Genomic DNA, 12,478 nt, shown 5'->3' with positions numbered 1-12,478 from the left:
GCCGCCGATATCCATTCATGCAATGCATCGCCCAACAGCCGTAACCCCTATCCTCATCCGAGTGCTCTCCATGTCCTGGCTGACCGACCTGAAATTGAAGACCAAGCTGCTCTCGGCTTTTTGCCTGTGCGCATTGATCACCGTCGTGGTGGGCGTGCTGGGGCAAAGTGGTATCGCCCGGCTGTACGATTTGTTCCAGGGCACCGTCAACAACAACATGGCCTCGATTGCCAAGATTGACTCGGTCAAAGCCAATGTCATTGCGACCAACCGCGACTTCTTTAAAGTCATCGGCCTGAGCGCACTCAAAGCCAGCCCCGACGATATCAATGCGGCGATCCAGTCGCTGAAAGAAAACCAGGCCCAGGCCGAAGCCGACTTCAAGATTTACCGGGCCACACCCCTGCAGGCCGATGAAAAAGCCGCTGGCGACGACTTCGAGCGTGACTGGGTGACCTACATCAGCGCTGCGCTTGGCGCACTGACGGTGGTGCAAAGCGGGGATCTGGACCAGGCCAGCAAATTGGCAGCCAGCAGCGTGACGCCGAGCTATCGCAAGACCATGGGCGAGCTCAAGATCATGATTGAGTCCAACGCCAGGCAAGCCAGGGAACAGGCCCAGGCCGGGGTTGAAACTGATCGCCAGGTGACGTGGACGCTGATCATCGGCTCCTTGATTGCAGTGATCTGCGCCATCACCCTTGGCCTGTTGGTGACGCGGATGATTACGCGGCCGATCTACCAGTCGGTGGCCAGCGCCACCCGAGTAGCGGGCGGCGATTTGAGTCAGGCCGTCCAGCTCGGCGGCCAGGATGAAACCGGTCAATTGCTCAAGGCATTGGCCGACATGCAGGGCAGCCTCAAGGGCACGGTCCAGCAAATCGCCAGCGCGTCTGACCAACTCGCGTCCGCGGCCGAGGAACTGACGGTGGTGACGGACGACAGCAACCGCGGGCTGATGCGTCAGAACGATGAAATTCAGCAAGCCGCGACGGCCGTCAACGAGATGACCGCCGCAGTGGAAGAAGTGGCGCGCAATGCCGCGAGCGCGTCGCAAGTGTCTGCGCAGACTTCCGAGGATGCCATCAAGGGTCAGCAACAAGTGCAGCAGGCGGTCAGCGCGATGAACACGATGACGGTGGAAATCACCGAATCGACCCAGCGTGTCGAAGCGCTGGCTGGGCAGATCCGTGACATCACCAAAGTGCTGGACGTGATCCGCGGCATCGCCGAACAGACCAACCTGCTGGCACTCAACGCGGCCATCGAAGCCGCCCGTGCCGGCGAGCAGGGTCGAGGCTTTGCGGTGGTGGCAGACGAAGTACGCGCCCTGGCCCACCGCACTCAAACCTCTACCGGCGAAATCGAATCGATGATCACCAAGGTGCGCAATGGCGCCGACGAAGCCGTGCAGGCCATGGGCAAGAGTCAGGCGATCGCCGTGCACACCCAGTCATTGGCCACCGAGGCCGGACATGCGCTGGAGCGCATCAGCGAAGGCGTCAGCCAGATGAACGAGCGCAACCTGGTGATCGCAAGCGCGGCCGAAGAGCAGGCGCAGGTCGCCCGCGAGGTGGACCGCAATCTGGTGAACATTCAGGACCTGTCGACGCAAACGGCGGCGGGCGCCAATCAGACCAGCGCATCGAGTCAGGCACTCTCGCGCCTGGCGGTGTCGTTTCATTCAATGGTCGGCAAATTCACCCTGTAAGTGGCCGGCGACTTTGCGCCAAGCCAGCCAATCGCCACCCTGAGACAAAATGGCGTATTGACTAATTCGTCGTCCGATTTGTCGAAAATGACATTTCGGGTACAATCCCCGCCCGCCGCAGGGGATGGACCTGATGACCAGGTTCTGCGGTGACTCATGTTTACCCAAGCTGCTGAATCCAATGATCGAATAAAAAGCACAGCGCCAAGGGACATGGAACACGAGGTCGACCCGTTTCACTGGCCTCATGACCCTTCCTCCTCGTTTTCCGAGAGCGAAGCCTGCCTGACGTTCGCGCCGCAACCGGCGCCCGCCAACGCAGGACGTTGCGCGACGAATGCGGCAGGCGGATAACTTTTTATCTAGTGGATGATTCGATGTTCAAGAAAACCAGCACGGCTCTGTTGGGCCTGGCGATTTCGGCAACCTTCCTGCAAGCCCATGCCGCAGAAAGCAAGAAAGTCGATGTACTGCTGATCGGCGGCGGCATCATGAGTTCGACCCTGGGCGTATGGCTCAATGAGCTGGAGCCGAGCTGGTCGATGGAAATGGTCGAGCGCCTCGACGCCGTCGCAGAAGAAAGCTCCAACGGCTGGAACAACGCCGGCACCGGTCACTCTGGCCTTGCCGAGCTGAACTACACGCCGGAAGACAAAGACGGCAAGGTCAACATCGCCAAAGCCATCGAAATCAACGAAGCCTTTCAGGTCACCCGTCAGTTCCTCTCCTGGCAGGTTCGCCAGAGCGTCCTGAAGAACCCGCCTTCGTTCATCAACACCACTCCGCACATGAGCTTCGTGTGGGGCGATGACAACATCAAATTCCTCAAGAAGCGTTACGACGCGCTGCAGACCAGCCCGCTGTTCCGCCCGATGCAGTATTCCGAAGACCCGGCGCAAATCGCCAAGTGGGTCCCGCTGATGATGGAAGGCCGCGATCCTTCGCAGAAGCTGGCGACCACCTGGACGCCGATCGGTACCGACGTCAACTGGGGTGAAGTCACCCGTCAGTACGTGTCCTACCTGCAGACCCGCCCGAACTTTGACTTGAAGCTGTCCAGCGAAGTCAACGACATCACGCGCAACGACGACGGCTCGTGGCACGTTGAATACAAGAACCTGAAAGACGGCACCACCACCGGTACCGACGCCAAGTTCCTGTTCATCGGTGCAGGCGGCGGGGCGCTGAAGCTGCTGCAGAAATCCGGCATCCCTGAAGCTCAGGAGTACGCAGGCTTCCCGGTTGGCGGCTCGTTCCTGGTGACCGAGAACCCGACCGTCGCCATGCAGCACATGGCCAAGGCCTACGGCATCGCCTCCACGGGCGCGCCGCCCATGTCGGTTCCACACCTGGACACCCGCGTGCTCGACGGCAAGCGCGTGATCCTGTTTGGCCCGTTCGCAACCTTCTCCACCAAGTTCCTGAAAGAAGGTTCGTACCTGGACCTCTTCAGCAGCATGACCACCCACAACTTCTGGCCAATGACTAAAGTGGGCATCGAACAGTACCCACTGGTGGAGTACCTCGCCGGGCAGTTGATGCTGTCTGACGACGATCGCTTCAAGGCGCTGCAGGAATACTTCCCGCATGCCAAAAAAGAAGACTGGCGCCTGTGGCAAGCCGGTCAGCGCGTGCAGATCATCAAGCGTGATGCCGACAAGGGCGGCGTGCTGAAGCTGGGCACTGAAGTCGTTTCCTCCCAGGACGGCACTATTGCCGCGCTGCTGGGCGCATCGCCAGGCGCCTCGACCGCTGCACCGATCATGCTCAACGTACTGGAAAAACTGTTCAAGACTCAGGTCGCGACGCCAGAGTGGCAAGCGAAGATCCATCAGATCGTGCCGAGCTACGGCACCAAGCTGAACGACTCACCGGCCGCGGTTCAGCAAGAGTGGAACTACACCGCCGAAGTCCTGCAACTGGGCAAACCGCCTGTGCTTGACCCAAGTGTCGGCACCAGCACTGCTGCTCCGGGCAAGCCTGCCGAGAGCAAAGCTGCCAGCGACATGGCGCTCTAATAACGCCGAACGGGTCGCATCGATGTTAATGCCGCCGTTCATTGAAGCCACGAGACTCGCGTCTCGTGGCTTTTTTATTGCCCGCTCATAGCGCCTTTGTCGACGGCTACGACCTTCTCGCCTGCCAACACGCGCATCCAGACCTCCAGTCGCCAGTTCCGAAGGAACGGCAAGCGCGTTTGCCGTGTCCACCGTGTACAACCCTTCAGGAAGAAAGGTATGGACGCTCAAAACACTGATGTATTGAGAGATATCGTTGTAGTGGCAGGTTCGCAAGGCGCGACGGAAGCGCTGCGGATCATGCTTGCACAGTTACCCGCCGATTTCCCGGCCGCGATCCTCATCGTGATCCACACCAGCCCGTCGAGTCCCGGCTATTTGGCTTCGGTACTCAATCGCTACTCCAACTTGCCCGTCGAATACGCCGAACATGGCCAGCCCGTGCTGCCAGGCCACGTCTACCTCGCCTCGGCCGACCGCCACTTGGAGGTCATGGCGCCGGGCATCATCCGCCTGAGCGATGGCCCGAAAGTGAATTTTGCCCGCCCCGCTGCCGATCAGCTTTTTATGAGTGCAGCCGAGGTGTACGGAAGCCGGGTCATCAGTCTGGTACTGTCAGGCGGTGACTCCGATGGTTCGGACGGTGCGGTGGCTGTTTTGAACGCCGGGGGGCTAAGCTTCGTACAGCGGCCCGAGGAAGCAGCGGTGCCGAGCATGCCCATTCAAGCCATGCAGAAGGGTCCTTCCAGCGTGAGTGTGGGCGTAGCGGAGTTGGCGGATACGTTATCCACAGCGGTCGGCAGCATCCGCCGCTGACGCGTTAACAGGAGGATCGAGAGAATGCCAGGAGGCGAACACCATCAGCCAGCGCCAGGCGCCTTCGATCTGCTCGACCTGGGCCCGGGACGGAACACAACGGTGTTTCGCCTCACGCTGGCCTTCATGATCCTGGTGCTGGTGACGTTCATCTCGGTTGAGGGATGGCGTGCCTGGCGCGACTACAGGCACGCCTACGACTTCGCCCGGGACTCGGTGACCAACCTGGCACGCGCCACGGCGCAGCATGCCGAAGACGCCATCAGGCAGGTTGACATCCTGACCTATACGTTGGGGGAGCGCGTTGAGGGCGACGGCCTGGCGACCATCGACGTTCCGCGCATCCACGCCATGATGGTGCAGCAATCCAGAATCATGCCCCAGCTGCATGGCCTGTTTATCTATGGTGCCGACGGTCGCTGGATCGTCACCGACAAGGACGTGACCCCGGACACGGCAAACAACGCGGACAGAGAGTATTTCAACTATCACCGCACCCACACCGATCACCGCGTTCGCATCGGTAATGTGGTCAAAAGCCGCTCCACCGACGAGCTCATCATTCCCGTGTCCCGAAGGCTCAATAACCCTGACGGCTCATTCGCCGGCGTGCTCCTGGGGACGATCAAGCTCAGTTACTTCATGGACTATTACGGCGATTTCAAGATCGATGATCGCGGGGCACTGGTCCTGGCAATGCGTAACGGAACAATTCTGGTCAGGCGCCCTTTTGTGGATTCGGTGGTAGGCCAAAGCCTGGCGGACAGTGAAGTGTTCAAGAACTATCTGCCTTATGCCAACGAGGGCGTTGCGGAAGTCAAAGCGGTTGTGGACGGTACCCACCGGCTGTACGGGTTTCGCGCGCTCTCCAGCTACCCTTTGGTGGTCGAGGCGGGGCTGTCGAGGGAATCATTCGTCGGGCCTTGGCGGCATGACCTCCTCAAATCAGGACTGGTGCTGTTGTTGCTGGTTGCGGTATTCATCGGGTTTGCCTTCATCGTGCTCAGCCAGTTGCGCAGCCGGATGGCCATGGAAAGCGAGATTCGTCTCGCCCATCAGGCAGTCAAGGACATGGCGCTGACCGATAGCCTGACGGGGTTGGGCAACCGGCGGCGTCTGGACATGGCGCTGCAGAGCGAGATCGGACGCGCGAAACGACAGCGTTATCCGCTCGCGCTGATCATGTTGGACATCGACTACTTCAAGCGCTTCAACGACCGCTACGGGCATGCGGCAGGCGACGACTGCCTGCGTCAGGTCGCCCAGGCTATCAACGGCGTGTTGAGGCGCCCTGCTGACCTTGCAGTCCGTTACGGCGGTGAGGAATTCACCGTGCTCCTGCCGGACACTGACATACGCGGCGCGGGCAGTCTTGCCGAGAACATCCTGCAGGCTATTCGAGGACTGGCTCTGGAGCACGCGGATCACCCTGAACAGTTCGTTACCGCAAGCGCCGGCGTTACGGTCAGATCACCTGCGCTTGAAGACACGACCCCGGCAGGGATGATCAAAGCCGCGGATGCCTACCTGTACTTCGCCAAAAACAACGGGCGCAACCGCTGGTACGCGGACAAGGATGTGCAGGCGGGCGCTGAAGGTAAAGTTTGAGGGAAGACGGGACTGAGGCAGCCTGTGAGGGCGAGCTGGCCAGCGGGAGCGGCGTGCGAACAAGGCGGATATGTCCCCTGCAGGAATCGAACCTGCATCTAGCCCTTAGGAGGGGCTCGTTCTATCCGTTGAACTAAGAGGACACCAAATCGGACGGCGTGCATCTTAACGACAAGGCGCTGGCTTGTCATGTCGTCATTCACAACCCGAGTGTTAGCCCTTCATCTCCGTGCATATCATCGCGCCATCGTGCAGATTGCAATGAGGCCTAGTGACATCATTGCAAAACGCAACCCTACAATCCGTGAATAGCTTTATATCCAATTGATTTATAACGAATTTACTGCGCTTTGAATTTGGCATGCAGGCTGCATTAGTATCCTGGCGAATTGCCCACTAACGCCGCCATCGCGAAGGTATCCGAGATGAACATGACGCTCTCCCTGCTCAACGCCGCCGCACTCATCGCATTGGTAGCTTTTCACTTCCAGGCTGATGGTGGCAAACCGGAGAGCGTGGCGGTTCAAGCTCAGCCTCACCACCTGATGCAGCAGGGGCCGCGCTTCGCGACGATGCCTAGCCAAAGCAGTGAGGCCATCTTGGCCCACGACAGCGAGGAATCGGTTGCAGTGCCACGGTCAGAGCGTTGGGTGTTCTGATTGCTGTTCAAAGCACGCCAGCCAGCCTTATAAGCCCAAGCAAATTTTTAGAGAGCAGCCATGTCCAAAGCAGCAATTTCCTTTTTGATTCTGGCCTTGATGGCCGTCGCTACAGATCAGTTGCTGCTTCCCTCCGCGGAAAGTCTGAGCACCTTGGCGAAAGCCGCCGCTGGCATTTTTGCGAGCCTGTTCATCGCCGCGCTCTTCGTCGGTCGCCGCATCAAATTTGATCCGGTATTGCGCCAAGCCAAGCCTTGATTCACCCCACGTCGCTCTATGGAGCGTCGTTGCCGCAGACCGCAGCGTCATTCACCGCCGGCTCCGCACTTCCGTTGCTGACTTTTTGTAAGACCCTTCGTCCTTTTCTCACCTCTCCCCTCGTATTCTTCTCACTTTCCCACTACGCTGAAGACAGATAGCCATCATGGCGCTCGTCCAGCACTTTCAGGGCTCCCGGCGTGTATGTTTGCAAACTGGGGCGCATTTCTGATGATTGGTGCTGGCTAATCGCCTTTATCTAGTTCAATATTTGTCACACATTTGACGCCAAGGATTCGACGCATTGGTGCAGGATGGCGATCCTTTATGCGGGCCGGTTGAACATTTTGGGCGAAAGACAGTCAGAGACTGACATCTCGCGGCCTAATGCAAGAACCGCCTCTTTCTTTTGAACTAATTCGGTTAAATATATGAGCCCTATGAAACAGGCCAATTATTCAAGTCGCACAGCTGACAAGTTCGTCGTTCGCCTTCCGGAAGGTATGCGCGAACGTATTGCTGACGTCGCCAAACAGCATCACCGCAGCATGAACTCGGAAATCATCGCGCGCATCGAGCAAAGCTTGCTTCAGGAAGGCGCTTTGGGCGACGAGCCAAGCCTGCGTCTGGACAGCCCGGAGCTCTCGCTGCATGAACGTGAGCTTCTGCAACGCTTCCGTCAGTTGGCCCACCGCCAACAGAATGCATTGGTTTCGCTGATCGCTCATGACACTAGCCTGGCGAACGACGAAGAATAAAGTCGGTTCATCCAGAGAATTGAAAGCCAGCGCCAAGCTGGCTTTTTTGTGTTCGAAAGGCATTGAGCCGCCGGAAAGCGCACAATAAAAAACCGCCTGAATGGGCGGTTTTATGGTTTAAAACACATGAGGCGGACGCGGTTACAAGAGAAAGAGCGTGGCCAATCCCAGGAAGATGAAGAAGCCGCCGCTGTCGGTCATGGCCGTGATCATGACACTTGCCCCCATCGCCGGGTCGCGCCCGAATCGAACGAGTGTCATCGGAATCAATACCCCCATGAACGCTGCAAGTAGCAGATTTAATGTCATCGCCGCGGTCATGACCACACCCAGTGACCAGCTGTTATAAAGCAGGTAAGCCACGATACCGATCACCCCACCCCATACCAGACCGTTGATGAGTGCCACCGCCAGCTCCTTGCGCATCAAACGGGACGTATTGCCGGTGCTCACCTGATCCAGCGCCATTGCCCGAACAATCATCGTAATGGTCTGGTTGCCGGAGTTGCCACCAATGCCTGCCACAATCGGCATCAAGGCTGCGAGCGCCACCAGCTTCTCAATGGAGCCCTCGAACAGCCCGATGACCCGGGAAGCGAGGAAGGCTGTGACCAGGTTCACCGCCAGCCAGGACCAGCGGTTACGCAATGAACGCCACACCGACGCAAAGATGTCTTCCTCTTCGCGCAAACCCGCCATATTGAGGACTTCGGTTTCGCTTTCCTCACGGATCAGATCGACCATTTCATCGATGGTCAGACGGCCAATCAGCTTGCCGTTCTTGTCGACCACCGGGGAGGAGATCAAGTCATATCGCTCGAACGCCTGCGCCGCCTCGTAACCATCGCCGTCGGGATGGAAGCTTACCGGGTCACTGGCCATCACCTCCGACACTTGCTTCTCGGGGTCATTGACCAGCAAACGCTTGATCGGCAGCACACCTTTGAGTATGCCGTCGGAGTCAACTACGAACAATTTGTCGGTATGACCCGGCAGCTCCTTCAGGCGGCGCAGATAACGCAGAACCACTTCCAGGCTGACATCCTCACGGATGGTCACCATCTCGAAGTCCATCAGCGCACCGACCTGCTCCTCGTCATACGACAGTGCCGAGCGGACCCGCTCGCGCTGCTGAGTGTCCAGCGCCTCCATCAACTCATGGACGACGTCACGCGGCAGTTCTGGTGCAAGGTCGGCGAGCTCGTCGGCGTCCATCTCCTTGGCTGCCGCAAGCAACTCGTGATCGTCCATGTCGGCGATCAGGGTTTCCCGAACGGAGTCGGACACTTCAAGGAGGATGTCACCGTCGCGCTCGGCCTTCACCAGCTGCCAGACCGTCAGGCGGTCTTCGAGGGGAAGTGCTTCGAGTATGTAGGCGACGTCGGCGGAGTGAAGATCATCGAGTTTGCGCTGCAGTTCGACGAGGTTTTGCCGATGAACGAGGTTCTCGACACGGTCCTGATGCTGGCCTTCCTGACGATGAGTCAGGTCTTCGACGATGCGCTGACGCTGCAGCAGATCGACGACCTGGGCCAGACGATCCTGCAGGCTTTCCTGCGTTTTTTTTACTTCTACTTCGGTCATAGGCGAACTCCACTCCCAGCAGTGGAACACGCCAGAAGATCAATCAGTCGATTCTTGATTGGTGAAACTTAGTGTTGAGTGACTACTGGGTAAGTCCATGGAGGTATTCCACAAGCCCCGGCGGGGCTGACGGGCGCAATCATACACCGCTTGCTGCGGGGGAAGGCTAAAAATTCAACGTGGAACAACCGGTTGCAACACAATGTTAATAACCCGCCGAGTCGCAATCCCAATGGCGTCACATCCCGTGAACAAAACCCGCTCGCCGCGATAAACACCCGTCGCTAACCTTCCTCGACGTTCGTCAAGGAGGACACTGCAATGCCAATACACCCCATGCTTTCTTTAACCGGCCTGCTGCTTTTGCTGCCGCTTGCCGCCGCAGCCACAACAGTCAATCGGTGCCACGATCAAGGCGGGAATGTGACCTTCACAACGTTGAGTTGCGGTGCGGGACAGGACACAACAGCCGTGAATATCAACCCGGCATCAGGCATGACCTTCACCCCTCCGACGACGAAAGCAGACGCACTGCATCCGCTCAGAACCAGGGAGGCGGTCGTCGTGGGGCAGCGTGATGATGGATGCGGCAATGTCTTGAACGCACAACAACGCCGCAAGGCGATCATCAATTCCAAGACACCGACGGGCATGACCAAACGAGACGTGGAGAGCTTGCTGGGCAAGCCAGACAAAATTGTCAGCCGCAACGCTGAGGTGAGGTATGTCTACAGCGAGAAGAAAGGACACAGCAGGCAAGTCATCTTCGACGAGCACGGCTGCGTAAAAGGTAAACGCTAGACAGCAAAAAGCCCGCATTTGCATGCGGGCTTTTCCTTTATGGTGCACTCGACAGGATTCGAACCTGTGACCGCTCGGTTCGTAGCCGAGTACTCTATCCAGCTGAGCTACGAGTGCAGATGGCGCTTGATAAACCAGTTCACCTCTGGCTACTGCGTTTTACTTCCGGAAGTGAGTGGTGCTTCCGAAGACCTGTTGAAGCCAGGCTCTTTCTAACTTAAGACAGTCACTTGTATCACTACAAGCAACGCTTAAATGGTGCACTCGACAGGATTCGAACCTGTGACCGCTCGGTTCGTAGCCGAGTACTCTATCCAGCTGAGCTACGAGTGCATTTGTTGCCGCGCATTATAGGCCGTCAAATCTCTTGGTCAAGCACTTTTTCTAGTAAATTCAACAACTTACCGATCAAGCAAGATTACAACGTACTAAGCAAATAATGGCGGAGAACGGGGGATTCGAACCCCCGACACCCTTTTGAGGTGTACTCCCTTAGCAGGGGAGCGCCTTCGGCCACTCGGCCAGCTCTCCGCAACACGGGGCGTATAATAACCACCCTTTTCCCCGTTTGCAAACCAAAAATTCAATAAAAATTAATGGCTTGGTTCTTCGTCCTTCTCCTTCTTTATACGCAGGTAAATCTCTTCACGGTGAACAGCCACTTCCTTGGGCGCGTTAACCCCGAGGCGTACTTGATTACCTTTGACACCGAGCACGGTCACGGTGATTTCGCCGTCACCAATGATCAGACTTTCCGCGCAACGGCGCGTCAGAATCAGCATACCTATCTCCTTACGGCTTGCATTCGAGGGACTACAGTCTGCACAACAAACGGCACAGGCCCGAGCCGCAAGCGACGCAGGTCCATACCTGTGTATCGACCAGCGCCGGAAAAAGAACAGCTTCTCTCGCACTTCGACCAGGCGAGGACGCGGTCATGACCGCGCCTTTCGCCGGGGCTTACTCGCCCTGACGCGGGGCGTCGAGCTCGAACGCCGTATGCAGTGCGCGCACCGCCAGTTCCAGGTACTTCTCTTCGATCACCACCGACACCTTGATCTCGGAAGTAGAAATCATCTGGATGTTGATGCTTTCCTTGGCCAGCGCTTCGAACATGCGACTGGCCACACCGGCATGGGAACGCATGCCGACACCCACGATGGAGACCTTGGCGATCTTGGTATCGCCAATCACTTCACGCGCACCAATTTCATTCGCGGTGTTCTGCAATACCTGAAGTGCAGCCTGGTAATCATTGCGATGCACGGTGAAGGTGAAATCGGTGGTGTTATCGTGCGAAACGTTCTGCACGATCATGTCGACTTCAATGTTCGCACCGCTGATCGGGCCCAGAATCTTGAACGCAACGCCCGGGGTATCTGGCACGCCACGGATGGTCAGCTTGGCTTCGTCGCGATTGAAGGCGATGCCCGAAATGATCGGCTGTTCCATGGATTCCTCTTCATCAATGGTAATGAGGGTACCTGGACCCTCCTTGAAGCTGTGCAGTACGCGCAGCGGGACGTTGTACTTGCCGGCGAATTCCACCGCGCGGATTTGCAGGACCTTGGAGCCCAGGCTCGCCATTTCCAGCATTTCTTCGAATGTGATCTTGTCCAGACGCTGGGCCTGAGACACCACACGCGGGTCCGTCGTGTAGACGCCGTCGACGTCGGTGTATATCTGGCATTCGTCGGCTTTCAGCGCGGCTGCAAGCGCGACACCCGTGGTGTCAGAGCCGCCACGGCCGAGAGTCGTGATGTTGCCGTCTTCGTCAACGCCCTGGAATCCGGCGACCACCACAACCCGGCCGGCCTTCAGGTCGGTGCGAATTTTCTGGTCGTCGATCTGCAGGATGCGCGCCTTGTTGTGAGCGCTGTCGGTCAGGATGCGAACCTGATTCCCGGTGTACGACACTGCCGGAACACCACGCTTGATCAGCGCCATGGCCAGCAGCGCAATGGTGACCTGCTCGCCGGTGGAAACAATTACGTCCAGCTCGCGCGGCACCGGCTGATCACTGATCTGCCGGGCCAGTTCGATCAGGCGATTGGTTTCGCCGCTCATGGCCGACAGCACGACCACCAGATCATCGCCCGCATCACGGAATTTCTTGACCTTGTCGGCCACCTGTTCGATACGCTCTACCGAGCCTACCGAGGTGCCGCCAAACTTTTGTACGATTAGAGCCATCTCAAAGCCGCCTCAGCCCATGAAGGGCGCCCGTTATCATTCAAACCGCGAAGCGCCGGAGCCCGAACGACG

The 12,478-nt window shown here is 58.0% G+C and carries 11 protein-coding genes and 4 tRNA genes; 8 read left to right on the top strand and 7 right to left on the bottom strand.

The window, feature by feature from the left end; translation table 11 throughout:
- Window positions 1-70: 70 nt before the first annotated feature.
- The 4 genes from QRN48_RS10520 to QRN48_RS10505 all read left to right on the top strand — a co-directional run bounded on the left by QRN48_RS10520 (window position 71) and on the right by QRN48_RS10505 (window position 6,153).
- Entirely contained in the window at window positions 71-1,711 is a 1,641-nt protein-coding gene (locus QRN48_RS10520) for a methyl-accepting chemotaxis protein (RefSeq protein ID WP_191944786.1), read from the top strand.
- A gap of 377 nt (window positions 1,712-2,088) precedes the next feature.
- Window positions 2,089-3,729 (top strand): malate dehydrogenase (quinone), encoded by a 1,641-nt coding sequence (gene mqo / locus QRN48_RS10515; RefSeq protein ID WP_285350467.1) that lies wholly within the window; start codon window positions 2,089-2,091, stop codon window positions 3,727-3,729.
- A 219-nt stretch (window positions 3,730-3,948) separates the two neighbouring features.
- Complete coding sequence (locus QRN48_RS10510) at window positions 3,949-4,545, top strand: chemotaxis protein CheB (protein WP_191944788.1); 597 nt, start codon at window positions 3,949-3,951, stop codon at window positions 4,543-4,545.
- A gap of 24 nt (window positions 4,546-4,569) precedes the next feature.
- Window positions 4,570-6,153: a sensor domain-containing diguanylate cyclase gene (locus QRN48_RS10505; RefSeq protein ID WP_502944593.1), complete on the top strand. Its 1,584-nt coding sequence runs from the start codon at window positions 4,570-4,572 to the stop codon at window positions 6,151-6,153.
- 71 nt (window positions 6,154-6,224) lie between these two features.
- Here QRN48_RS10505 and QRN48_RS10500 read toward each other — a convergent pair.
- Window positions 6,225-6,296: transfer RNA gene (locus tag QRN48_RS10500), tRNA-Arg, on the bottom strand.
- Window positions 6,297-6,578: 282 nt separating this feature from the next.
- Between QRN48_RS10500 and QRN48_RS10495 the strand changes: the two genes are divergently transcribed.
- The 3 genes from QRN48_RS10495 (at window position 6,579) to QRN48_RS10485 (ending at window position 7,828) form a co-directional block, all read left to right on the top strand.
- Complete coding sequence (locus QRN48_RS10495; RefSeq protein ID WP_285350466.1) at window positions 6,579-6,812, top strand: hypothetical protein; 234 nt, start codon at window positions 6,579-6,581, stop codon at window positions 6,810-6,812.
- Between the two features lie 60 nt (window positions 6,813-6,872).
- Entirely contained in the window at window positions 6,873-7,070 is a 198-nt protein-coding gene (locus QRN48_RS10490) for a PA3371 family protein (RefSeq protein ID WP_285350465.1), read from the top strand.
- Between the two features lie 431 nt (window positions 7,071-7,501).
- Window positions 7,502-7,828, top strand: a complete 327-nt coding sequence (locus tag QRN48_RS10485) for an Arc family DNA-binding protein (RefSeq protein WP_037013730.1) — start codon at window positions 7,502-7,504, stop codon at window positions 7,826-7,828.
- Between the two features lie 141 nt (window positions 7,829-7,969).
- On the opposite strand, the gene mgtE is transcribed toward QRN48_RS10485, so the two are convergent.
- The gene (mgtE, locus tag QRN48_RS10480; RefSeq protein WP_037013731.1) at window positions 7,970-9,412 is read right to left on the bottom strand and encodes a magnesium transporter; all 1,443 of its coding nucleotides are present in this window, start codon (window positions 9,410-9,412) and stop codon (window positions 7,970-7,972) included.
- 321 nt (window positions 9,413-9,733) lie between these two features.
- On the opposite strand from mgtE, the gene QRN48_RS10475 reads away from it, so the two are divergent.
- Window positions 9,734-10,213 carry a DUF4124 domain-containing protein gene (locus QRN48_RS10475; RefSeq protein ID WP_285350463.1) on the top strand — a complete coding sequence of 160 codons (480 nt, stop codon included), beginning with the start codon at window positions 9,734-9,736 and terminating at the stop codon, window positions 10,211-10,213.
- 40 nt (window positions 10,214-10,253) lie between these two features.
- Here QRN48_RS10475 and QRN48_RS10470 read toward each other — a convergent pair.
- The 5 genes from QRN48_RS10470 to QRN48_RS10450 form a co-directional block, all read right to left on the bottom strand.
- Window positions 10,254-10,330: transfer RNA gene (locus QRN48_RS10470), tRNA-Arg, on the bottom strand.
- Window positions 10,331-10,469: 139 nt separating this feature from the next.
- A tRNA-Arg gene (locus QRN48_RS10465) sits at window positions 10,470-10,546 on the bottom strand.
- A gap of 107 nt (window positions 10,547-10,653) precedes the next feature.
- A tRNA-Ser gene (locus QRN48_RS10460) sits at window positions 10,654-10,744 on the bottom strand.
- A gap of 62 nt (window positions 10,745-10,806) precedes the next feature.
- Window positions 10,807-10,995 carry a carbon storage regulator CsrA gene (gene csrA / locus QRN48_RS10455; protein WP_037013733.1) on the bottom strand — a complete coding sequence of 63 codons (189 nt, stop codon included), beginning with the start codon at window positions 10,993-10,995 and terminating at the stop codon, window positions 10,807-10,809.
- A gap of 178 nt (window positions 10,996-11,173) precedes the next feature.
- Window positions 11,174-12,406, bottom strand: a complete 1,233-nt coding sequence (locus tag QRN48_RS10450) for an aspartate kinase (RefSeq protein ID WP_037013734.1) — start codon at window positions 12,404-12,406, stop codon at window positions 11,174-11,176.
- Window positions 12,407-12,478: the final 72 nt, after the last annotated feature.

Origin of the sequence: Pseudomonas sp. ME-P-057 (genome assembly GCF_030208975.1) — a bacterium.
GTDB lineage: Bacteria > Pseudomonadota > Gammaproteobacteria > Pseudomonadales > Pseudomonadaceae > Aquipseudomonas > Aquipseudomonas lutea.
This window is presented reverse-complemented; position numbering and strand designations above follow the sequence as displayed.